We start from the raw sequence: 23341 nt of genomic DNA, 5'->3' as shown, positions 1-23341 counted from the left end.
GCTAGAGATGACGGCATGGAGGGCACCACGAACACCACCAAGAGACGACTTCCGGCGGGGAGAAAGGCAGAGCTCGCTGCCTACGTCGCCCAATCGGGTCAAGTGACCGTCGTCGATCTCGCATCGCACTTCGGCGTCTCGATCGACACGGTCCGTCGCGACCTGGATCAACTCGACCGCGAAGGCATCGTCGTCCGCACCCACGGAGGAGCCGTCAGTGCGATGTCGGTTCCGGGACGCGACCGGGGGCTCGACGTCCGCCTCCAGATGCAGATCGCCGAGAAGGAGAAGATCGCCGGCATCGCCGCGGACCTCATCGAAGACGGCTCCGTGGTGATGCTGAACGCCGGTACGACGACGCTGGCCGTCGCACGCGCGCTGCGCAATCACCGCAACCTGACGATCGCGACGAACAATCTGCGGATCCCCGCCGAGATCTCGCCGCAGGTGTTCCGCGACCTGTTCATCTTCGGTGGGGCTGTCCGCACGATCACGCAGGCCACGACGGGCCCGGTGACCTTGGCCTCGTCCTCGCACAGCCCCGACGTCGACATCCGGTGCGATTACGCGCTCATCGCCGTGGGAGCGGTGGATGCCTCGGGCTACTCCACCAGCAACCTCGGCGACGCCACCATGATGAGCGAGATGATCCAGCGCGCGGATCGCACCGCGATCCTGGCCGACTCGACCAAGCTCGACCGGCGCCTGTTCGCCCAGGTCGCCTCTCTCGAGAAGGCGGACTACCTCATCACCGACGCCGCGCCGGCACCGGATCTCGCGGCGGCTCTGGCGGAAGCCGGTGTGACGGTGCTCACGCCCTGATCAGCCCGAGGTCAGCGGTACGCGCAGGATCGCGTCGTCGTCGCCGCCACCGCGGTCGGTGTTGCTCGTGACGATCCACAGGGTGTCGTCGGGGGCGACGACCACGTCGCGAATGCGACCGTACTGGCCCACGAAGAACTCTCGCGCGGCGGCCGGCTCGGCCGTCGGAACGACCCGCACCCGCTGGCCGCGGAGGTTCGCGATGACCACCGAGCCGTCGACGACCACGAGGCCGCTGGGGCTGGCATCCGCGGGCGCCCACTGCTGGACGGGGTTCACGAAACGGTCGTCATCGCTGAGGCCCTCGACCTCCGGCCAGCCGTAGTTCGCGCCGGGTTCGATGACGTTGAGCTCGTCCCACGTGTTCTGGCCGAACTCCGAGGCGAACATCGTGCCCGCCGCGTCCCAGCCGATCCCCTGCGGGTTGCGATGACCGAGGCTCCACACCGGCGAACCGGGGAACGGGTTGTCGGCGGGCACCTCGCCCTCGGGGGTGACGCGCAGGATCTTGCCCCCCAGCGACTCCGGATCCTGGGCGCGCGCGGGATCGGCGGCGTCGCCCGCCGTGATGTAGAGCATGCCGTCGGGTCCGAAGGCGATCCGGCCGCCGTTGTGAATACGGGCCGAGGGGATGCCGTCGACCACCGTCTGCGCAGTGCCCAGAGCGAACGACCCCGGTGCGCCGTCGAGGGGGAACCGCATCACCCGGTTGCCGTCGATCGTCGTCGCGTAGGCGTAGAGGTAGCCGCCGGCGTGGGCGATGCCGAGCAGCCCGCCCTCACCGCCCGGGGCGACGCCGGGAACCTCCCCGACGACGCGGGTGCCGTCCCCGATGATCTCGAGGATCTCCCCCGTGTCGCGCTGGCTCACCAGCGCCGCCTCGCCCACGAAGGCCACCGACCACGGCGTGGTGAATCCGGATGCCACGACTTCCGGCTCGCCGTCCGGCACGACGAACGCGGGCGCCGGGGCCTGTGGCGACGACGTGGACACCGGCGGCGCGGGGGAAGAGGAGGGCGGAGGCACGGCATCCGTCTCGCGTTCGCCCGTGCACCCGGCAAGGACGGCCAGGGCCAGGGTGAGACCGGCCGCGAGGCCCGTACGGCGTGTGGTCGAGGGGCTCATGGCATCGTCAGCAGCACCTTGGTGGCGCGACGCTCGTCCATCGCGCGGTAGCCCTCCGCGGCTTCCTCGAGCGGAAGAGTCAGGTCGAACACCGCACCCGGGTCGATCTCGCGGTCCCAGATGAGCTGGATCAGCTCGGGCAGGAATCGGCGCACCGGCGCGGGTCCGCCGTGGAGGTGCACGGCCGAACGGAACAGCTCCTGTCCCTCGAGCGTGACGTCGTGCGAGACCCCGACGAAGCCGACGTGCCCGCCGGCGCGTGTGGAGCGGATCGCCTGCTCCATCGACTGCTGCGTGCCGACGGCCTCGATCACCGAGTGCGCACCGAGTCCGCCGGTGAGCTCCTTGACCCTCGCGATGCCCTCGTCACCGCGCTCCTCGACGATGTCCGTGGCGCCGAACCGCCGCGCGAGCTCCTGCCGGTCGGCGTGGCGCGACATCGCGATGATGCGCTCGGCACCGAGCTGCTTCGCGGCCAGGATGCCGAGCAGCCCGACGGCACCGTCACCGACCACGGCCACCGTCTTGCCGGGACCGACCTCGGCCGCGACCGCGGCGAACCACCCGGTGCCGAGCACGTCCGAGGCGGCTAGGAGCGAGGGGATGAGGTCGTCGTCGGGCTGGCCCGGGGTCGCGACGAGCGTGCCGTCGGCGAGCGGGATCCGGGCGAACTCGGCCTGCGTGCCCACGCGCCCCATGGGCACCACGTGCACGCAGCGCGATTGGTAACCCGCCTGGCAGATCTCGCACGTGTTGTCGGATGCCATGAACGAGCCGACGACGAAGTCACCGACCTTCACGTTCTCCACCGCGTCGCCGATCTCGGTGACCACCCCGACGTACTCGTGGCCCATGGGCGTGGCATCCACCTCGTCGGATCCGCGGTAGGGCCACAGGTCGGAGCCGCAGATGCACGACGCGGCGAGACGGATGATGGCATCCGTCGGTTCCTGGATGATCGGGGCGTCCCGGTCTTCGACGCGTACGTCTCCGGCGGCGTGCATGATGACTCCACGCATGGCGGTTCCTTTCGGGCGGAGGGATGTCTCCCTCCGGTCTACTCCTCCGACCCGACCACGATGCGGGGCTTGCGCGGTCAGAAGCCCGTGGTCAGCACCCGATCGAGCATGTCGACGAAGTAGTCCGCGGACTCCCGTGAGATGCACAGCGGTGGCTTGATTTTGAGCACGTTCTGGTGGTCACCGGTCGGCTGCATGATGACGCCGAGGTCGAGCAGGCGGTCGCAGATCGCGGCGGTCTCCTCGGTCGCGGGCTCGAGGGTCTCGCGGTCGCGCACGAACTCCAGGCCCAAATACAGCCCTGCGCCGTGCACCGTCCCGACGAGCGGATGCCGCTCCCCCAGCGCCGCGAGACGCGTCTTCAGGTGGGCGCCGACGACGCGCGCGTTTCCTTGCAGCCCCTCGTCCTCGATGATGTCCAGCACCGTCGAGCCGACGACGGACGACACCGGAGAACCCCCGGTCGAGGAGAAGAAGTATCCCTGCGTGCGGTAGCGGTCGGCGATCTCGCGCCGGGTGATGACGGCGCCGAGCGGGAAACCCCCTCCGATGGACTTCGCCACCGCCACGATGTCGGGCACGACCTCCTGCTGCCGGAAGCCCCAGAACCATGACCCCAGCCGCCCGAAACCCACCTGCACCTCGTCGGCGATCGCGAGACCGCCGAGGTCGCGGACTGCCGCGTACACCTCGCGCAGGTAGCCGTCCGGGAGCGCGACGCCGCCGGCGTTGCCGTAGAACGTCTCGCTGAGGAAAGCCGCGGGCGCGTGCCCCTCGGCGGCGAGCGCGCGCAGCTTCGCCGCCGCCTCGGGCGCGTAGCGGGCGGCATCCGCGCCGCGATGACGACCGCGGTACGCGTTCGCCGCGTCGACCGTGTGCACCCACTCCGGCCGGGTCTCGAGGGCGTAGGGATTGTCGGCGATCGAGGTCGAGACCGCATCGCTCGCGTACGTCCAGCCGTGGTAAGCCTCGGCCATCGCGACGACGTCCTGCCGACCGGTGGCGGCCATGGCGAGGCGGATCGCGAGATCGACGGCCTCGGACCCCGAGTTGACGAAGAACACCGTGTCGAGCTCGTCGGGCAGGGTGGCCGCGAGCCGCTCGCCGTACTCGGTGATCGCGGCGTAATGGAACCTCGAGTTGGTGTTGAGCAGCCGGGTCTGGCGAGACACCGCGGCGTGGATCCGCGGGTGCGCGTGGCCTACCGAGGCGACGTTGTTGACCATGTCGAGGTAGACGCGACCGTCGACGCCGATGAGGTACTCGCGCCAGCCGCGCTCGATCTGCGGCGGGCGTGAGTAGTAGTGCTCCTGCACCTCTGCGACCACCGCTTCGCGACGCTCGAGGAGGTCGTCGGGCGCTCCCGCCGGGGCCGCGAGGCCCAGCGCGCGGGTGGCGTCGCCGACGACGGCGCTCCATCCGGGGACATCGCTCGGGCGCACGGCGTCGGGCACCTCGACGGCATCGAGCGAAGTCAGCAGCACGCGCACGCGCGTGCGCGCGGGCACCTCCGCCGACGACGAGGAGACGCGCAGGATGCCACCGGTCGCGGGCACCGCGATCTCGCCGCCGCGCGATTCGGCAGCGGCCGGGAGCACGAGGGTCGTCGGGACGGCGAACCACACCGACGCCGCCGTCGGCACGGTCGCCGGCTCCTCGGGGGTGCGGGACGGGGCACCGAGCAGCGCGGGCACGAGCGCGGGGAGGACGACGGCGTCGGCACCGCTCTCGAGCAGTCGCTGCGCCGCCCGTTCGAGAGCATCGTCGTCGAGCCACGCACCCTCATCGGCCGCGGGCGAGATCGTGCGGGCATCCAGGATGACCGCGCGCACCGCGTCGGGAACGATCGACGCGTTCTGCCAGACGGGGGCGGGCGTGCCGGCACGCCCCAGCGCGTGACGGATGCGGGCGGTCGCCACGTCGATGGGGACCGCGATCGCCCGACGCAGGATCTCGAACTCGCGGTCGAGCGCGCCGCTGGCGTAGTCGTTCGCGTCATCGAGCCGCACCTGCTGGCGACCGCTCAGCACGAGCACCACCCCGCGCAGGACCACGAGCGGCCACAGGGCCGTGATCTCGTCGTCGGACAGCGGGCGCCGGCGGTCGAACGCCGCGATCGCCGGCAGCGTCGAGGCGTAGGTCGCGCCGTCGTGATGCAGCACCGACGACACGGTCACGGCGATTTCGCCGACAGCCCACGAGTCGATGACGTCGCCGAAGTCGATGACCGCATCCGGGAGAGTGCCCACTCCGTGCGGACGCAGCACGTTGTCGTCGGTGACATCGAAGTGGCCGAGCTGCCGCGGCAGCGCATCCACGACGGGGGCCAGGGCGGCGAGAGCCGCGGCCGCGGCTGTTGCGCAGTACTCCCGAACCTCGGGGTCGGGCTCGGTCGCGGCGATCTCGGCGATCACGCGCTCGGCGTGCTGAAGGTCCCATTGCAGCACCCGCCCCGACGCGGGGTGGGTCTCGCTCGCCAGCGCCACGCTCACCGCGGCGGCCAGCTCACCGAGCCGCTCGACCACGCGCGGCGCGAGGTAGCCCGAGCCGGTCAGGGTCGCGCCCGACACGAACGAGATGACCCGCGCGTGCAATCGCCCCTGACTCGTCTCCCACCACCCGGTCATCGGTCCTCGCGGGCCGTTCACGATCTCGGGAATCCGCAGCCCGGGTTCCGCTTTCGCCACCGCCGCGGCCGCGGCATCCTGCATCTCGATCTCCGTCTCGCTGAAGACCGGATTGCTGATCTTCAAGACCCCCAGGGGTTCCCCATCGCCGACCGGTCGCACGAGGAAGTTCTGGTCCTGCTGGCTGCCGAGTGACTGCAGATCGACATCGAGGCCGTAACTCTCACGGAACAGTGCGACGGCCTCGTCGGTGGGAAGCGTCGGCGTCGGCAGCTCACCCGCGGTGAAGTAGTCGAACAGCGTGTCGGTCATGCGGAGCTCCATGGGGCGCGGAACGGGGTGAGGCGGTGCCGGCCCACGACGGGCGACGCCGAAAACTCTAGGACGATGCGTTGTCGCCATGCGCGCGCTCGGGGTGGGAATCTTCCCGAACCGATGGCGTCCGCGCTCGTCTCAGACCAGGAGCCCTCGGCGGGCCGGGGGAATCCGCGGGCGAATTCGGGCGGGAAGAACCGACGAATCGGTCGGCCGCGCAAATCGTTCGTCCCCATGCGGCGCCTCTCATCCACCCGTCGACGGGCAGCACATCAGCCGGGCGCCGGGCGGCAGGGCAACGGTAGACCGGGAAGCCCGTATCGCTCGCACCACACAGGAGTAGTTGTGTCCTCCCAGAGTTCCACCCCGTCTCGTCGTCGTCGACTTTCCCTGCCCATCCTGCTCGCCGGAAGCATCGGTTCGCTCCTCCTCGCTCTCGGGCTCTCGCCCACGGTTGCAGCCTTCACCGCGCAGATCCGCAACACCGTCGACACCGCGGGCACCGGAACGCTGATCATGCAGGAGACGAACGCCGACGGCTCGGTCATCTGCAACAGCACGGACGGCGGCTCGGTCTCCACCAACACCGCGACGTGCGCGACGATCAACAAGTACGGCGGCAACCTCACCATGGTTCCCGGGCAGACGGTGTCGACCGACATCAAGATCAAGAACACCGGCACCGCGGCCGCGAAGGCGTTCACGCTGACGCCCGGCGCCTGCACGCAATCGAACAACGGCACCCCGAACGGCACCGCCACGAACCTGTGCGCCACGATGACCCTCGTCGTCACCTCCGGCAGCACGACGATCTACTCCGGCCCGCTCTCCGGCTTCACCGCAAAGGTCGACATCCTGTCGAAGCTGACCGCGTCCTCCGTGGCGGCGGGCGCGACCATCCCGTTCACGTTCGCGGTGACGGTTCCCAGCTCGGCGGGCAACACCTACGCCGGTCTCCAGGTCTCGCAGCCGTTGACCTGGGACTTCAGCACCGACGCCTGAGTTCCCGGTCCGTGAGTCTCCGAACCGCGGCGACCGTTCGTCGCGCGGAGGGCAGACGCGCGATCGTCCTCGCGGTCGCCATCGCCCTTCTCGCCGCCACGGTCGCCGCGGCCTTCGCCGTCACCGGCATCCGTCTGTTCAGCGTCGAAACCCCGAGTATGGGCCAGGCGGCTCCGGTGGGAACGCTCGTGGTGACCGCGCCCGCCGGTTCTTACGCGGTGGGGGACGTCATCACGTTCACGATGGCCGACCGCACCGTGACGCATCGCATCGTCGAGGTCGGGCCCGACGGATACACGACGCGCGGCGACCTCAACGGAGCCCCCGACGGGTGGACGGTCGTGCCGGCGCAGGTCATCGGACGGGCGATCACGCTCCTCCCGGGCGTCGGCTTCCTCCTGACCGCGGCTCCTTGGCTGCTTCTCGGGGCGGTCCTCACCGAAGCCGTCACGTGGGTCCGGCGAGCCGACCTCGGGTGGACCTGGAGCGTCCGGCTGACCGGATGGGCATCGACGATCACGCTGGTCACGTTGTGGTTGCGTCCCTGGTTCGACGTGCGGCTGCTGAACTTCCGCGGAAACGACGACGGCACCGGCGCTCTCATGCACGTCGTGAACACCGGCATCCTGCCCGTCGTCGCGGGTTCCGCACGCATGACCAGCGGGCAGGACGCCGTGGTGGAAACCACCCAACGCCTGGCGACCGGAGCCTTCTCCCTCACGCCCGTCCCGGATCCGGACCTCTTCGCGCGCATCCTCCTCATCACGATGTGCTTGCTTCCGCTTGGGGCGGCACTCCTGGTGCGTGATGCCGACCCCGTCGTGTCCGGACTGCGCGCGCGCCCCGACCGTCGCGCGCGCCGCGTCCTGGTTCCGGTCGTCGTTCTGACCGTCGTCGCGGTGCTCCTCGTGACCACGGTCACGACGTCGACCGCGGCGTTCGGAGCCCGTGTGAGCAACACTCGGGACACCGCCGGAACGAACCCGTTCTTCACGTGCCGGGCCGCTGCACTCTCGGTCACCGCCGCGCAGACGAAGGGCGCGTACGCCCTGTCGGCGACCAACGTCGCGGGCCGGACCGAGGACGACCTGTCGGGAACGACGTCGCGGAGAGCGACGTACGCGGTGCGGCCCACGACCGAGTCCTCGGTCGGCTGTGTCCGTGACAGTCCCGTCGCTGCGGTGCGCTTCGACGGTACGCAGTGCCTCTTCGTCCCGGGACAGGTGCAACGCCCCACCACCTTCACGCTGGAGGCGTGGTTCCGCACGACGACGACCTCCAACGGGAAGATCATCGGGTTCGGGAACGCCAACGGTTCGGCCTCCGACAGCCAGTACGACCGGCACATCTACCTCGACAAGGATGGCCGCGTCGTGTTCGGCGTTTATCCGGGTCGCGTGATCACGATCTCCACCCCGGCAGGACGCTCGTACGCCGACGGCCGGTGGCACGCCGTCGTCGCGTCGCTGTCCTCGGCGGGGATGGCGTTGTACGTCGACGGTCAGCTCGTGGCGACCAACACGGCGGTCACGACCGCCGAGGATTACTCGGGGTTCTGGAAGATCGGGTGCGGCAACCTCGGAGGGTGGGCCCACGGTACCGCCGACGGCGACACCGGCTACTCGGGGCCGTCCTTCTTCACCGGCACCATTCAGTACGCGGCCATCTACACCCGGGCTCTCAGCGCCGACGAAGTCCGCTGGCATTACTTCGCCGGCCGCTGACGCTCACATACGGGCGTAACGCGCGCGAGCGAAGCAGAAGAGGCCGTAGACGACGAGCCCCGCACCGACCAGCCACAGCACGAGCTGCCCGAACGGCAGGCCCGCGAGCGATCGCAGCGCGCCGTCGAGACCGCTCGCGGCGTTCGGGTCCTGCGTGAGCGCCGCCACGATGAACAGGATGCCGGCGACCCCGACGGCGATGCCCTTGGCGATGTAACCGACCGTGCCGAAGATGCGGATGCCACGCCCCGCGGCCCCGCCTGGGACAGACAGGTTTTTCAGGAAGGCGCGGGTGATGCCGCGCACGACGAACGCGACGCCGACGACGGCCACGACGAGTCCGACGAGGACGAGGAGGAAGACGCCGCCCGGCGCGGCCAGCAGGCTCGCACTGAGGCTTCGCGTCGACTGCGACGAGTCCGAACGCCCACCCAAAGCGACCGTGAGCGCGGTGCCCGCGATCGCCGCGTACGCCACCGCCGTGCCGACGAACTTCGCGCGGTATCCCCAGCGCTTCTTGGCATCCGGGTTCCGCTCCACGACCGCTTCGGTGACCTGCCAGATCGCCAGGGCAACGAGTGCGACCACGATGACCCACAGCAGCGCCATGCCCGCGGGGGCGGATGCCACCTGGGCCAGCGCGCCCGACTGATCGGCGCTCCCACCTCCCCCCGTGGCGATCGCGATGGCGATCACCCCGATGAGCAGGTGCAGGAGTCCCAGGACGACGTAGCCGACCCGTGCGGCGATGCGGAAAGCGGTCGAATCCTGGACCTTGTCGGCGGCGGCGCTCGCGGATGTCATCCGGAAACGGTAGCGCTCACCCCGTCGTCGCCGCAGCCCGTTGCGCTCGGCGCTCGCGCGCCACTTCGATCGCCGACCACACGAGGGTCGCGACGACGACGCCTTCCAGGGCCCCCGCCACGACGTCCGACAGCCAGTGCGCGTGCAGGTAGGTGCGGCTCCACATCATCAGCAGCACCCACGCCGTTCCGGCCACCCACACCCACCGCCGACGCAGGATGAGGGCGAGCGTCAGCGCGATCGTCGTCGCCACGGCCGTGTGCCCGGACGGGAACGAGGTCGCGACGGTCTCGGCTAGCGAATGGGAGGGGCGTGATCGGGCGATGACCGCGGCCATCGGAGCGCCCACGAGGACGACGAGAGCGATGGATGCCGCGACGTTGAGCCCATCCCAGGGACGTCCCCGCACGAGGAAGACGATCGTCGTGGCGACCCCGATGAGGATCATGCCGATCGTCCCCCCGACGATCGCGGGCACCCACGCGATCACGACCCCTACCGGCGACGCCAGCGTCGACATCGCGTCATCCCACCAGACGTCGACGGGCAGCGGGGCGGAACCCGTCAACGCCACGACGAGCCTCAACGCGACGAACACGAACGTGGCGACCACACCGACGATGAGGGCGGGGGCGCGGCGGGCGTCCGGGTCGATGTCCGGAGGGGTGGCCGCCGCCTCCTCGGGAGCGAGTTGCATACGTCGATGGTGCCAGGAGGCGGGGGCGGGATTCGGGGATTGCGCACGGGTCGGGACGTCGTCCCACGTCCCGACCCGCGTTCTGCGCGCTCCCCGCTACGCGCCGTGCCCGGCGTCCTCCACGGGCACCACATCGGCGGTGTGGTACGCGAAGACGAGGCGCGCCGGGACGCTTCCCGCCAGAACCTCCTCGACCGAGCGGTTCACATCGGAGAGGTCGCGGGTCTCGGTGATGACCTTCGTGCGTCCGAGTGCATGGAGCGCGAACACCTCGGCGAGGTCCTGCCGCGTTCCGACGATCGAGCCGATCACGCTGATGCCCTTGAGCACCGTGTCGAAGATCGGGATGGTGAGCTCACCGTCCGCCGGCAGCGAGACGAGGACGAGCCGCCCACCGCGGTTCAGGGAGTCGAATGCCTGGCGGAACACGGAAGGGGCGACCGCGAGCACGATCGCGGCGTCCGCACCGCCGTACTGCCGGATCGCTTCCACCGGATCCGTGGTGAGCGCGTTCACCACGTGATCCGCCCCCAACTCGGAGGCGAGCCGCAGCTTCGCATCGGTCACGTCGACCGCGATGACCTTCGCCCCCACGAGCCGCGCGTACTGCACGGCCAGGTGCCCGAGACCTCCGACGCCGAACACCACGACGGTCTCGCCCGGGGTGACATGAGCGTTCTTCACTGCGGCGTACGTGGTGACGCCGGCGCACGTCAACGGTGCCGCGTCCAGCGGGGTGACGCTGTCGGGCACCGGGACGGCGAATCGCGCGTCGGCGAGCATGTACTCGGCGTACGCTCCATCGACGCCGTAGCCGTTGTTGTACTGCTGCTCGCACAGGTTCTCCCGCCCGTCGACGCAGTACCGGCATTCCCCGCAGGCGTGACCGAGCCACGGCATCGCCACCCTTTGTCCGACGGCCCGCGTGGTCACACCCGCGCCGAGCTCTTCGATGATGCCGACGCCTTCATGGCCGGGGACGAGCGGCAGACCCGGCTTGACGGGCCAATCGCCCTTCATCGCGTGGATATCGGTGTGACACAGCCCACAGGTCTCGAGCCGAACCAGCACCTGTCCCGGCCCGGGGTGAGGTATCGGTCGTTCCTCCACCTGCGCGGCGGAACCGAACTGTTCGACGACTGCTGCACGCATCATCTCTCCTTGGATCGTTTGCCTGGTCCGAGTCTTCGCCGGTCGCTCTCGTCGCGGCGGGCCGAAGGTCCCGCGGGATGCGCACGAGCGGCGAGACCATCGGGATGAGCAGATCATCGACACGGGCGAAGGAGCGATCATGAACGGAACCATCGCGGTAGGGGTCACCGATGCGTTCGGGGCTCAGGGGGCCCTGCACTGGGCGATCGAGCGCGCTGCCGGACGACGAGAACGGCTCCTGTTGATATCCGTCGTCGGGTCGGCGTGGGGCATCGGCGGAGAGGAGACGCTGATCGAGCGCGCGACACAACGCGCGGGGGCGCTCCTGGAGACAGCGGCCGCACAGGCTCAGGAAGCCGGGGTGGATGCCGAGACGCTCCTCGAACGCGGAGACCCGGTGGCGCGCCTCATCGACGTGTCCCATCGCGCCGATCTGCTCGTCCTCGGAAGCGACTTCGCGCGGGACGGGTCGCGGCTGCGCGGCGTCCGCGGTGTGCGGATCACCGCCGGCGCGCACTGCCCGGTCGTCGTCGTGCCCGAGGGGGGCGCGCAAGGCCGGACGGGGGTGGTGGTGGGCGTCGACGGTTCCGAGGCGTCGGAGAAGGCCGTCGCGTTCGCCGCCGCGGAAGCGGACCGGACGGGAGACACGCTCACGGCGGTCATGACGTGGTCGCCGGTCCCGGTGCCGTTCGAGTTCGACGACTATCCCCAGAACTATCTGGAGCGCATGCAGGACCTCACGGCGGAGGAGCTCGCGATCTCGCTCGCGGGTCTCCGCCAGGACTACCCGGATCTCACGGTGAAGACCGTCGTGGAGTCCGGCTACCCGGGCGCGGTCCTCGGGAGAACGGCACGCTCGGCCAGGCTGCTGGTCGTCGGGAGTCACGGGCGCGGACCGCTCACGCGGTTCTTGCTCGGCTCGACCAGTCAGGCGGTGCTGTCGCACCCGCCGACCGTGACGGCGATCGTCCGGTGAGGACCCCGGCGTCCCGCACGGCGCGCACTACTTCGAGAAAAAGTCTCGTCTGGCTGTCGATTCGGCGGCAGGCTGTTCGTCGTCAGAGATGACGGAGCCGGACAGACCGGCCCGCGACTCAGTACAGGAGGCACTCATGGCCAAGTACGCGATCCTCATCTACGAAGACCCGACCTTCTACGCGAACATGTCGCCCGAGGCGTGGGGCGCAGTGATCGACGCGCACAACGCGTTCACCGCGCAGGTGTACGAGCTCGGGGGGTCCATCGAGAGCGGCGGCGCACTCGCGTCCACGACGACCGCGACCACCATCAAGGGCGGCGGAACCGTCACGGACGGCCCGTTCGTCGAGACCAAGGAAGCATTCGGCGGCTTCTACGTGGTCGAGGCGCGTGACCTCGACCACGCCGTGGAGATCGGCAAGCTGTGCCCCGCCCCCGGCGGCGGCGTCGAGGTGCGACCGGTCGTGGACCCGACGACGACGAACCCGTTCTGAGCGCCCGGGGAGACGAGCCGACCGCGTCCGCCGCGCAGGCGGACGCGGTCGTTGCCGCGCTGGAACGGGCCCATCGCTCCGAATGGGCCTCCGTGCTCTCGGCCACGGTGCGCGTCGCGGGCGACCTGGATCTCGCGGAGGAGTGCGCGCAAGAGGCCTATGTCAGCGCCCTCGGGGCCTGGGCCCGAGATGGCGTTCCGGAGCGGCCCGGCGCGTGGCTGACCACGGCGGCGCGGAACCAGGCGCTGGACCGGCTGCGGCGCGAGGTCACCCTTCGTCGCAAGCTCCCGCTGCTCGTGGAACCGGCGACCGCCGATCCGGACGACCCGGACGGCAGGGACGGCAGGGACGGGCTCGACGCTGCAGTACCGGACGACCGGCTCCGGCTGGTGTTCACGTGCTGCCACCCCGCCCTCTCCCCCGAGGCCCGCATCGCGCTCACTCTGCGCCTCGTCTGCGGCGTTCCCACCCCCGATGTCGCTCGAGCCTTCCTGGTGCCGGAGCCGACGATGGCGGCGCGGATCACGCGCGCCAAGAAGAAGATCTCGCAAGCGCGCATCCCGTTCCGGGTACCGGGACCCTCGGAGCTTCCCGAGCGCGTGGACAGCGTGCTCACCGCCGTCCATCTGCTCTTCAGCACCGGACACACGGCCGGGGAGGGAGATGCGCTCGTCCGGGAGGAACTCTGCGACCGGGCTCTGCACCTTGCCCGCACCCTTGCCGCGCTCCTCCCCGAGCAAGCGGAGACCCGGGGTCTGCTCGGTCTGCTCCTCCTCACCGATGCGCGCCGGGCGACCCGGACCGACGAGCGGGGGCGACTCCTCCTCCTCGGCGACCAGGACCGGACGCGGTGGAATCAGCGAGCGATCATGGAGGGTCTCACCGTGACCGCCGGGGCGCTGGCATCCGGCCCGCCGGGGCGGTTCACCCTTCAGGCGGCGATCGCCGGCGTGCACGCCGTGGCGCCGTCGTTCGACCGGACCGATTGGCCTCGCATCGTGCACCTGTACGACCTTCTGCTGGCGGTGTGGAATACCCCCGTCGTCGCGCTCAACCGCGCCGCCGCCGTGTCGTTCGCTGACGGTCCGACCGCTGCTCTGCCCCTCCTCGATGATCTGGCGGCCGATCCGCGGCTCGCGAACTATCCCTACCTCTACGCGACGCGCGCCGACCTGCTGCAGCGTCTCGGCGACACGGCTGGGGCGGCCTCGTCCTACCGTCGCGCGATCGAGCTCACCGCGAACGCCGCGGAACGGGCTTTCCTTCAGCAGCGCCTCGCCGAGGTCGGTCACGCAGACCCCGCGTCCTGCTAGACACGGCGACGCGCGCCACCGCGCCCTTCACGGTGAGCGACCTGGCGCCGGGCATCACGCGTCCGCGCGCGGCGGGATTCCCGCGATCGGGTGCGGCGGTCGAGCCACGGCGGGGACGGAGTCCTCCCGGGGACGGAAGATGCGCGAACGCAGCGGATCGTCCCGCTCGCCCATGGCGCGCTCCGTGAACCGGCGCCCGGTGATGCTCCGCGGGGAGATACGGACGACATATGGCTTGGGCGTCGGGCTCATCGACCGCAACGCCGTCTCGCGACTGCGGCGGATCTCGGCATCCATCTCGACGGGTGCGGCGTTGCCCCGCACGACGACGCTCCACCGGTCCCCGGCATCCTCCCCGTCGATCTCGAACGCAACCGCTGGGCGCGAGCGCAGAAAGCGCAGCTTCGCGTCGTCGGCGCTGCGCACGTAGAGCGCGCCGTCGCGGGTGGCGAAGTTCACCGGGTAGATGCGGGGCTCGCCGGACGCGTCCACGAGCGCCAGGCGTCCGAGGCTCTGCGACTCGAGGAGCCGCCAGCTCTCCGCGGTGCCGAGTTCGACGACGGGCGGGGTGGGGCTCTGATCGTGGGTCATGGCACACCTCCTTCTTCCAGTGCATCGCGTCACGTCACCGACCGGCGGGTCGAAAGTCCCGGCGTCCCTGGTCAGGCACGGGTGCCGGTCGTAGATTGAAGGGCGGGGAGAGGGGGAACGGATGCCGAGTGGGGATCATGTCGCGCGCGATGCGGAAGCGGGACACTCGGGCGTCGGACCATCGTCCTCGCAGGACCGCCTGCGCGGCCTCCTCCGCGCCGTCGAGACGGTGGTCGGGGAGATCGAACTGCCGATCGTGCTGCGTCGCGTGGTCGAGGCGGCCGTCGAACTGGTGGATGCCGAGTATGGCGCGCTCGGCATCATCGCCGCCGACCGGGTCTCGCTCGACCAGTTCGTCCATGTCGGGCTCGACGCGGAGGCCGCGGACGCCATCGGCCACCTCCCGCGCGGGCGCGGGATCCTCGGCGCGCTCATCGCGCACCCCGAGCCCATCCGCCTGGATCACCTCGGCGAGGACCCGCGCGCGGCCGGATTCCCCGCGCATCATCCGCGCATGGACTCCTTCCTGGGCGCACCCGTGCGCGTGCGCGGTGAGGTGTTCGGCAACCTGTACCTGACGAACGCGCGGCGCGGATCGTTCACGGCAGAAGACGAAGAGCTCGTCCGCGGTCTGGCATCCACCGCGGGCTTTGCGATCCAGAACGCCCGACTCTTCGACGAGGCCCGAACGCGCGCGACGTGGATGACGGCGACGGCAGAGCTGTCGGCGGCGATCCTCTCGACTCCGACGGACACCATCTTCGACCTGCTGGCAGGACGCGTCGCCGACCTGGCCGGAGGACCCCTCGTGACCGTCCTCGTGCCCGTCGACGACTCACCCGTGCTGCGCGTCGCTGCGGCGCGAGGCCCCGGCGAGGACGAGATCCTGGGCACGCTCGCCGGGGGAACCGGCGGCATCGCCGGAGCGGCCATGGAGACAGGAGGGGTGCGGGTGGGCACCGCGCCTCGTGCGGTGGGCGACATCGACCCGGCGATGAACGCCAGCGGGGACGAGACCGGCCCGGCGATGGCCGCGCCGCTGCGGACGCGCCAGCAGACGTGGGGGGCGCTGTGCGTCGCGCGCGCGCCCGGCGAGCGCGGCTTCACGCCCGTGGAGCTCGAGGTGCTCAGCGACCTCGCATCGCAGGCGAGCATCGCGCTGGAGCTCGCGCACGCCCGGCGGGACCAGCAGAAGGCGATGCTCAGCGAAGAACGCGCTCGCATCGCCCGCGACCTGCACGACCATGTCATCCAGCAGGTCTTCGGTGCGGGGCTTACTCTGCAGTCGGTGGCCGCGACGCTGGGAGACACCCGTGACCGCCATCGGATGCAAGAGGTCATCCGGCAACTCGATGACGCGATCGCACAGATCCGGACCGTCGTCTTCGCCCTCTCCGCCCGGGACGGCGGCTCGCTCCGCCACCGGCTCATCGACGTCGTCGCCGAGTCGTCGGGGACGTTGCGCAGACCTCCCTCGCTGCGTTTCTCGGGCGCCGTCGACAGCACGGTCCACGGGTCGCTCGCGGATGACGTCGTCGGGGTGGCACGCGAGCTGCTCACCAACAGCGTTCGCCACGCGAGCGCCGACTCCATCTCGCTCGACGTGGGGATCGGGGAGCGAGACGTGTGGGTCGTCGTCGCCGACGACGGTTCCGGCATCCGCGACGATCGTCGTAGCGGTCTGGCCAATCTCGCGGAGCGCGCGGGTGCGCGCGGCGGGGCGTTGACGCTCGAGACCGGAGCCGGGGGAACGCGAGCCGAGTGGCGCGCTCCGCTCGACGCGGAAAGGACGACGCAGTGATCCGTGTCTTCCTCGTCGACGACCACGAGATCGTGCGACGCGGGCTGTCCGACCTCATCGACGGCGCGGAGGGCTTCGAGGTGGTGGGCGAGGCCGGCTCCGTTCGTCAGGCGCTCGCACGCATCGAGGCCGCCCGGCCCGACGTGGCGGTCCTCGACGTGCGCCTCCCGGACGGGAGCGGCATCGACCTGTGCCGCCAGATTCGCTCGTCAATGCCCGAGGTCGCGTGCCTGATCCTCACCGCGTACGACGATGACGCCGCGACGTACGCGGCCGTCCTCGCGGGGGCGTCGGGCTATTTGCTCAAGAACATCGCCGCCATGCGACTCCTCGAAGACATCCGCGCCGTCAGCACCGGGCGTTCACTGTTGAACACCGCGGCGGCCACGCGCGCCGCGTCGAGTCTGCGCGACGGCGCCGGCGACGACGATCCGCGGTGGGGCTCGCTGGGCCTGCGCGAGCGGCAGGTGCTCGCGCTGATCGCCGACGGCATGACGAACCGTCAGATCGGCGAGCGTCTGGGCCTTGCCGAGAAGACGGTCAAGAACTACGTGTCGTCGCTGCTGATGAAGCTCGGAGTCGAGACGCGGACGCAGGCGGCGGTCCTCCGTCTCGGCCACCCCGACCTCTGATCCGCGGGACCTTCGGCCCGTTCCGCGCCGGTTCGCCCTTCTTCGCTCCGGGCGTCCGGGACCCTGCCGAGCGGGTGAGTACCGGGTGGATCGCGGCGGCCCCGTTCGGGGCGCTTATCGGACTCTCGATCGTTGCGTGCACCGGTCATAGGTCGATCATGCAAACGACCAAGGTCGGCGTGAGTACCTCTACTCCATGACGGCAACATCTACGGTACCCAGTTCGGAATCGCCACGCATCGAAGCCCTTGACGTTCTGCGCGGCATCGCCATTCTCGGCACACTCGCAAGCAACATCTGGATCTTCGCGGCTTTCATCGGTTCATCCGGTGATTCGGTGACGCCTGAGCCGATCACGGTGGCCGCCGCATGGTTACCCAACGGGAAGTTTCTCGGTCTCTTGACGATCATGTTCGGGATTGGCATCGAGATCCAGCGTCAAGCCGCGCGACGCGCGGGCAGGTCATGGCCTGGAACATATCCGATACGCGCGGGCTTACTTTTCCTCGATGGCCTACTGAACTATGTGTTCGTTGTCCAATTCGATGTTCTTCGGGCGTATGCCGTCACCGGACTCATCGTTGCCTTCCTACTGCTGACAAGCGAGCGAGTGCAATGGTGGGTGATCGGCATCATGATTCCTTTGCATCTTTCCATGCTGGTCATGAAGGGAACCGTCCTCCCCTCCGGCCCCACGAAGCAAACCATCTCGATGCCGTCAGACGGGTCGCTGTCGGGCGCGCAGCCCTCTTCGTACTGGGATGACGTCGTCGGCAACCTCACGCACATCGGTGCCGGGTTCTCGTTCGGATCCGAATTCTTCACCATCATACTGATGGGCGTCGGACTGTTCTTGCTCGGAGCGAACCTGTACCGACTGGGCATCTTCGAGCCGCGCAGGCGGATCTTGAGGCGATGGCTCATGGTCGCGGGTTTTGCGATCGGAGTTCCGCTCGACGCATTCTTTGCTTTCGTCGCTCCCGCAGATTCGGGCGGGGCGCTCGCGCGCTACGGCGCAGCACCGATCGTTGCCATCGGTATCCTCGCTGCCGTCGCTGAGTTCTACCAGCAGCGCCGACCCGGCCGAATCGGCAGGAATTTGGCCGCTGTTGGGAAAATGGCACTCAGTTGCTATCTGTTGCAGAACATTCTCGGCGTGATCTTCCAGAAGAACTCCGCGAGCCTTCCCCTCTTCGCCGAAATGGACGGCCTCCTCGGCACGTTGGGCCTCTTCGCCATCATCAGTGTCGCGCTCGTCGCTTTCGCTCGTCTCTGGTCTCGTCGCTTTCGGAGAGGACCCTTCGAACTCATTTGGGACTGGTGCTACCGCGCGCTCACTCGGCGACGCGAATCGGCAGCCGCCGTGCGGCCGGCATGAACCAGAACGACGCAGAATCGGCGCTTTGCGGGCATTCTGCGGTTGTGCCGAGATCACGATCGCTCGAGAGCATCGCCGCGATGCGACTCCTCGAAGACATCGGCGCGGTGCGGGACCTTCGACCCGCCCCGCGCCGGTCCGCCCTCCTACGCTCGGGGCGTCCGGGAGGAGTCCCCCATGGAGCGAGTGGTTCTGGGCTACGACGCGAGCCAAGCGTCCGAGGCCGCCCTGGAGTGGATCGCCCACCGCGCGCGCGGCCGGCGGACGGAGCTCGACATCGTCCTCGTCACGAACATGTTCCTCTCCGACCGCATCGAGGCGGATTCCGTTCTCAATGCCGCCGCCCGACGGTGGCGGGACCTCGCCCCGGAGTCACCGGCCAACGTCGTCCGGCTCGACGGAGCCATGCCCGCGACGCTCTCGAACGCCGCCCGCGGCGCGGACCTGCTCGTGCTCGGCGTGCACCCCGGCTTTCGCACGCGGACCATGCTGACCGGGTGGGTACCGCTTCGGGCGGCCGCGCGGTCGGGGGTTCCCACCGGGCTCATTCCCGTAGGCTGGTCGGTCTCCGACGCACCGGTCACCGTCGGCCTGGACGATGACGATTCCTCGGCCGCGGCGGTTCTCTTCGCGGCGCAGACCGCCTCGTCGTCCGGCGTGCCCCTGCGGGTGGTGCATTCCTGGCTGATGGCCAACGCCGAGCCGCGCTGGTCGGACGAGCACCCTCGGCGCCCGCGCGATGTCGCCGACGCGCACGAGCGCATCCTGCGGGCCGCCGTCGAGCGTGTCGGCGAAGCGCAGCCGGACGTCGTCGCGTCGGCGGAGCTGGTGCGCGACAATCCCACGTCGGCCCTCACGCGGGCCGCCGAGCGCAGCAGTCTCCTCGTCATCGGCACGCACGGACGCAGCGTCGTCGCGGGCGCATTCCTGGGGTCCGTCGGGATGGACCTCATCGGGACGCTGCGCTGCCCGATCTGTGTCGTGCCGAGCACATCGGCGACGGCGTGACAGCCGTCCGGCGGAGGCGAGGGATGCCGTCTGTCCGGTGTACCGAGAGGACGCGGGCCTGACCTCTTATCCGGGGCGCCGCGGCCCTGGCATCCGGAATCGGTACGCCCGCACCCGGGCGGCCCGTCCGGACGGGTCCACGCGACTCATCGCGATCCGCGGGCGGGGAAACCCGCCGACGGCACCACGACGATGGGGCACCCCGCCCTCCAGAGGATGTCCTGGGCGACGGAGCCGAGGTACCCGCCGGCGAGCACTCCTTCGCGGTGGGTGCCGATGACGATCATCGTGGCGGTCGGGGCGTGATGGAGCAGCGCCTCGGCGGCGGGGGCGCGGACCAGGTCGGACTCCATGTGCACCCGCGGGAACCGGCGGTGCAGAGAATGCGTCGCCGCCTCCAGAAGGTCGCGGTGCTCTCGAAGGAGCCGCTCCGGCCGCACCAGCAGAGCCGCCGAACCGTCGATGGCGGGTTCGGGCAGGTGCCAGGCGTGCACGATGCGGAGTCGCCGCGAAGTCTCGTCCGCCTCCTTCGCCGCGAACGCCAGCGCCTCTTCCGACGAGGAGTCATCGTCCAGGCCGGCCGTCACGCTTCCCTCCCGCGGCGCCCACCCCGCGGGAACGATGCACACCGGCGGAACCGACCGGGCGATCACACGGACGGGCAGCCATCCGCCGAGCGCCGCGCGCAACGGGTGGGCGGGGTCGACCCCGATGACCAGGAGGTCCGCCTCGGCCGACATCGCGGCGAGCGTGCGTGCCACTCCGCCCTCGGCGCGATGGAACTGGACGGCCTGCTCGGGAGCGGCCTCGTGGAGGATCCGTTCGGCGTCGGCGAAGGCCGCGACGGTGCGCGTGAGTAGCCCCGACGGATCCCCCACCACGTGCACGACGTCGACGTTCGCGGCGTGTGTCGCGCAGCGGCGACCGACCCAGGCGAGGGCGGAACGCGACGCCGCGCTGTCATCGACGCCGACGACGATGTTCTCCATGACTGCCTCCCCGAACGGTGTCCGTGCTGTCACGGTAGAGCGCGGCGGCGCGAGGGGTGAGGCCGAAGGTCCCACGGCGGGCGAGAACGGTGCGGGGCACTCGCAGGAGAAACAGGTCAGCCCCGCTCGAAAGCGGGGCTGATCTGATGAAAGTGGCGGTGACGGTGGGATTTGAACCCACGGTAGGGGGTTACCCTACACAACTTTTCGAGAGTTGCACCTTCGGCCGCTCGGACACGTCACCGCCGACCAGCTTACGACACTCGACCGGATGCCGCGAATCCGTGCGTCGTCGGCTGTTCGGCATCCGGTCCTCCATCGTCGAAGAACCGTTCTGGTGGGGGTCTTCCCGCGGTGCCAGGATCAGATCATGAGCGTGATCGAGAACTCGAAACTCACCGTCGTCGGCGCGGGGAGCGTGGGGGCCAGCGTCGCGTACGCCGCCCTCATCCGCGGGTCGGCCCGACACGTCGCCCTGTACGACATCGCCGAGGCGAAGGTCGAGGCCGAGGTGCTCGACCTCGCGCACGGCACCCAGTTCACCGGCTCGAGCGACATCACCGGTGGCAGCGACGTCTCGGTCGCCGAGGGCTCGCACGTCGTCGTCATCACCGCGGGCGCCAAGCAGAACCCCGGCCAGACCCGCACCGACCTCGCCGCGACCAACGCGGGCATCATCCGCCGCATGATGCCGGAGCTGCTCGAGGTCGCACCCAACGCGATCTACGTCATCGTCACCAACCCGTGCGACGTGCTCACGGTGCTCGCGCAGCAGGCGACGGGCCTGCCCACGCGCCGCATCTTCGCCTCGGGCACCGTGCTCGACACGTCCCGGCTGCGGTGGAAGATCGCGCAGCGCGCGGGCGTGGCGACCTCGAGCGTGCACGCGTGGATCGTCGGCGAGCACGGCGACACCGAGTTCCCCCTGTGGTCCACCGCGACCATCGGGTCGGTGCCGATCACCGAGTACGACCTGCCCGACGGCACCCGCTTCGACGAGGCCGAACTGGATGCCATCGCCGTCGACGTCCGCGACGCGGCCTACAAGGTCATCCAGGGCAAGGGCGCGACGAACTACGCCATCGGCCTGTCGAGCGCCCGCATCGTGGAGGCGATCCTGCGCGACGAGCACGCCATCCTGCCGGTGAGCACCGTGCTCGAAGGGTTCCACGGCATCGACGGAATGGCCCTCTCGGTACCGTCCGTCGTCAGCTCGCGCGGCGCGGTGCCGCTGTCCGGCACCCCGTTCTCCGACCGGGAGCTCACGCTCCTCCGCCGCTCCGCCGACGCGTTGACGACGGTCGCCGACTCGCTCCGCGACTGACCCGCGGGGCGTGGGCACTCGCCTCGCGCCCGCGCCCGGGGCCGTCACGCATAAACGCGATTCGCGCGGGGAAACGCGTGGTCACCGCGTTTATGCCCGCAGATCGCGTTTATCGGGATGCCGTTGAGGCCCCACGCGAGCGATGTCGGAGGCCGCGCGTACCCTGGGCGCATGGCATCCCGTCGTCCCGCTCCCACCGCCGCCCCTTACCGGTGCACCGAGTGCGGGTGGACGACGCTGAAGTGGGTCGGCCGATGCGGCGAGTGCCAGTCCTGGGGCACGGTGGTAGAAGCCGCCGCGCAGACGGGCATCACGCGCTCCGTCACCGCCGTCGCTCCGGGAGCGGCGCGCGCGGCGCGGCGCATCACCGAGATCGACACGCAGGACGCCCCGCGTCGCACGAGCGGCGTCGGCGAGTTCGACCGGGTGCTCGGCGGCGGCATCGTTCCGGGGGCCGCGATCCTGCTGAGCGGTGAGCCCGGCGTCGGCAAGTCCACGCTGCTTCTCGAGGTCGCGGCCCAGAGCGCACGAGCCGGGCGGCGCGTGCTGTACGCGAGCGGCGAGGAGTCCGCGGCACAGGTGCGTCTGCGCGCCGAACGTACCGGCGCGCTGCACGACGAGCTGTACCTCGCGGCCGAGACCGACCTCGCGACGATCCTCGGCCACATCGACCAGGTCGAGCCCGACCTTCTCGTCGTCGACTCGGTGCAGACGGTGTCGTCGGCGCTCAGCGACGGCGCGGCCGGTCAGCCGGCGCAGGTGCGCGAGGTGGCATCCACGCTCATCCGCGTCGCGAAAGAGCGAGGGCTCCCCGTGGTGATCGTCGGACACGTCACCAAAGACGGCACGATCGCGGGCCCGCGCGTGCTCGAGCACCTCGTCGACGTGGTCTGCCACTTCGAGGGCGACCGCCAGACGTCGCTGCGGTTCGTCCGTGCGCTCAAGAACCGCTTCGGCCCGACCGACGAGGTCGGGTGCTTCGACATGACCGGGAGCGGCATCGCCGAGGTCAGCGACCCCAGCGCCCTGTTCCTCGGGCACGGTGACCCCGAGCCCGGCACATGCGTGACGATCGCGATGGAGGGACGGCGCGCCCTGCCGGTCGAGATCCAGGCGCTCGCGGTGAAGCAGACCGCCCCCAATCCGCGCCGCATCGTCAACGGCGTCGACTCGTCGCGCGTGGCGATGGTGCTCGCGGTGCTCGAGAGCCGCATCGGCGTGTCCCTCGCCGACAAGGATGTCTACGTTTCGACCGTCGGGGGCGTGCGGCTGGTCGAGCCGGCGGCCGACCTGGCGATCGCGATCGCGGTGGCCAACGCCGTGCAGAACCGAACCGTGTCCAAGAGGCTCGCGGCGATCGGCGAACTCACCCTGACCGGCGAAATTCGCAACGTGACACAGGCGGCGCAACGCGCGTCCGAGGCCGCGCGCCTCGGCTATCACACGGTGCTCGACTCGCGATCCCGCAAGCTCGCGCAGGCCCTCAACGAGTTGAAGGTGCGCGGGATGCCACGCGACGACGTCACGCCCGCGTTCTGACGCATCG

20 protein-coding genes and 1 tRNA gene are annotated in these 23341 nt (G+C 70.2%); 12 read left to right on the top strand and 9 right to left on the bottom strand.

Features of this window, described 5'->3' with window-relative positions:
• The first annotated feature begins 15 nt into the window (after nt 1-15).
• The gene (locus P5G46_RS10680) at nt 16-822 is read left to right on the top strand and encodes a DeoR/GlpR family DNA-binding transcription regulator (RefSeq protein WP_239275828.1); all 807 of its coding nucleotides are present in this window, start codon (nt 16-18) and stop codon (nt 820-822) included.
• On the opposite strand, the gene P5G46_RS10675 is transcribed toward P5G46_RS10680, so the two are convergent.
• The 3 genes from P5G46_RS10675 to P5G46_RS10665 form a co-directional block, all read right to left on the bottom strand.
• Entirely contained in the window at nt 823-1947 is a 1125-nt protein-coding gene (locus tag P5G46_RS10675) for a PQQ-dependent sugar dehydrogenase (RefSeq protein ID WP_408905687.1), read from the bottom strand. It lies immediately after the preceding gene.
• On the bottom strand, nt 1944-2966 hold the full coding sequence (locus P5G46_RS10670; RefSeq protein ID WP_239275832.1) for a zinc-dependent alcohol dehydrogenase family protein: 1023 nt from the start codon (nt 2964-2966) through the stop codon (nt 1944-1946). Before P5G46_RS10670 ends, P5G46_RS10675 begins: the two co-directional genes overlap by 4 nt.
• Nucleotides 2967-3043: 77 nt before the next feature.
• Entirely contained in the window at nt 3044-5905 is a 2862-nt protein-coding gene (locus P5G46_RS10665; protein ID WP_408905686.1) for an aminotransferase, read from the bottom strand.
• A gap of 348 nt (nt 5906-6253) precedes the next feature.
• On the opposite strand from P5G46_RS10665, the gene P5G46_RS10660 reads away from it, so the two are divergent.
• Nucleotides 6254-6910, top strand: a complete 657-nt coding sequence (locus P5G46_RS10660; protein ID WP_239275836.1) for a COG1361 family protein — start codon at nt 6254-6256, stop codon at nt 6908-6910.
• An 11-nt stretch (nt 6911-6921) separates the two neighbouring features.
• Nucleotides 6922-8634 carry a LamG-like jellyroll fold domain-containing protein gene (locus tag P5G46_RS10655; protein ID WP_408905685.1) on the top strand — a complete coding sequence of 571 codons (1713 nt, stop codon included), beginning with the start codon at nt 6922-6924 and terminating at the stop codon, nt 8632-8634.
• Between the two features lie 3 nt (nt 8635-8637).
• Here P5G46_RS10655 and P5G46_RS10650 read toward each other — a convergent pair whose 3' ends face one another.
• From P5G46_RS10650 to adhP, 3 genes are all read right to left on the bottom strand, one after another.
• A complete protein-coding gene (locus tag P5G46_RS10650) occupies nt 8638-9438 on the bottom strand; it encodes a DUF1206 domain-containing protein (RefSeq protein ID WP_239275840.1) in 801 nt (266 codons plus the stop codon).
• A 16-nt stretch (nt 9439-9454) separates the two neighbouring features.
• Complete coding sequence (locus P5G46_RS10645; protein WP_239275842.1) at nt 9455-10135, bottom strand: phosphatase PAP2 family protein; 681 nt, start codon at nt 10133-10135, stop codon at nt 9455-9457.
• A 96-nt stretch (nt 10136-10231) separates the two neighbouring features.
• Nucleotides 10232-11287 (bottom strand): alcohol dehydrogenase AdhP, encoded by a 1056-nt coding sequence (gene adhP / locus P5G46_RS10640; RefSeq protein ID WP_239275912.1) that lies wholly within the window; start codon nt 11285-11287, stop codon nt 10232-10234.
• A 139-nt stretch (nt 11288-11426) separates the two neighbouring features.
• On the opposite strand from adhP, the gene P5G46_RS10635 reads away from it, so the two are divergent.
• The 3 genes from P5G46_RS10635 (at nt 11427) to P5G46_RS10625 (ending at nt 14072) form a co-directional block, all read left to right on the top strand.
• A complete protein-coding gene (locus P5G46_RS10635) occupies nt 11427-12263 on the top strand; it encodes a universal stress protein (RefSeq protein WP_239275844.1) in 837 nt (278 codons plus the stop codon).
• Between the two features lie 136 nt (nt 12264-12399).
• Nucleotides 12400-12759, top strand: a complete 360-nt coding sequence (locus P5G46_RS10630; protein ID WP_239275846.1) for a YciI family protein — start codon at nt 12400-12402, stop codon at nt 12757-12759.
• 92 nt (nt 12760-12851) lie between these two features.
• Nucleotides 12852-14072 carry an RNA polymerase sigma factor gene (locus P5G46_RS10625; RefSeq protein ID WP_408905684.1) on the top strand — a complete coding sequence of 407 codons (1221 nt, stop codon included), beginning with the start codon at nt 12852-12854 and terminating at the stop codon, nt 14070-14072.
• 54 nt (nt 14073-14126) lie between these two features.
• Here P5G46_RS10625 and P5G46_RS10620 read toward each other — a convergent pair whose 3' ends face one another.
• Nucleotides 14127-14663, bottom strand: coding sequence for a pyridoxamine 5'-phosphate oxidase family protein (locus tag P5G46_RS10620; protein ID WP_375094811.1), 537 nt, complete (start codon nt 14661-14663; stop codon nt 14127-14129).
• Nucleotides 14664-14784: 121 nt separating this feature from the next.
• Between P5G46_RS10620 and P5G46_RS10615 the strand changes: the two genes are divergently transcribed.
• From P5G46_RS10615 to P5G46_RS10600, 4 genes are all read left to right on the top strand, one after another.
• On the top strand, nt 14785-16464 hold the full coding sequence (locus P5G46_RS10615) for a GAF domain-containing protein (RefSeq protein ID WP_239275851.1): 1680 nt from the start codon (nt 14785-14787) through the stop codon (nt 16462-16464).
• Nucleotides 16461-17096, top strand: coding sequence for a response regulator (locus P5G46_RS10610; RefSeq protein WP_239275853.1), 636 nt, complete (start codon nt 16461-16463; stop codon nt 17094-17096). Before P5G46_RS10615 ends, P5G46_RS10610 begins: the two co-directional genes overlap by 4 nt.
• Before the next feature lie 196 nt (nt 17097-17292).
• Nucleotides 17293-18474, top strand: a complete 1182-nt coding sequence (locus tag P5G46_RS10605) for a DUF418 domain-containing protein (protein ID WP_408905683.1) — start codon at nt 17293-17295, stop codon at nt 18472-18474.
• A 177-nt stretch (nt 18475-18651) separates the two neighbouring features.
• The gene (locus P5G46_RS10600) at nt 18652-19482 is read left to right on the top strand and encodes a universal stress protein (RefSeq protein ID WP_408905682.1); all 831 of its coding nucleotides are present in this window, start codon (nt 18652-18654) and stop codon (nt 19480-19482) included.
• Between the two features lie 146 nt (nt 19483-19628).
• Here the strand turns inward: P5G46_RS10600 and P5G46_RS10595 are convergent, their stop codons facing one another.
• The gene (locus tag P5G46_RS10595) at nt 19629-20471 is read right to left on the bottom strand and encodes a universal stress protein (protein WP_239275859.1); all 843 of its coding nucleotides are present in this window, start codon (nt 20469-20471) and stop codon (nt 19629-19631) included.
• 153 nt (nt 20472-20624) lie between these two features.
• Nucleotides 20625-20715 (bottom strand) — tRNA-Ser (locus tag P5G46_RS10590).
• A 126-nt stretch (nt 20716-20841) separates the two neighbouring features.
• Here P5G46_RS10590 and P5G46_RS10585 point away from each other — a divergent pair.
• Entirely contained in the window at nt 20842-21795 is a 954-nt protein-coding gene (locus P5G46_RS10585; protein WP_408905681.1) for an L-lactate dehydrogenase, read from the top strand.
• 171 nt (nt 21796-21966) lie between these two features.
• Complete coding sequence (gene radA, locus P5G46_RS10580) at nt 21967-23334, top strand: DNA repair protein RadA (protein WP_408905680.1); 1368 nt, start codon at nt 21967-21969, stop codon at nt 23332-23334.
• Nucleotides 23335-23341: the final 7 nt, after the last annotated feature.

Source organism: Microbacterium mcarthurae (genome assembly GCF_046064585.1).
GTDB classification, from domain to species: domain Bacteria; phylum Actinomycetota; class Actinomycetes; order Actinomycetales; family Microbacteriaceae; genus Microbacterium; species Microbacterium mcarthurae.
This window is presented reverse-complemented; position numbering and strand designations above follow the sequence as displayed.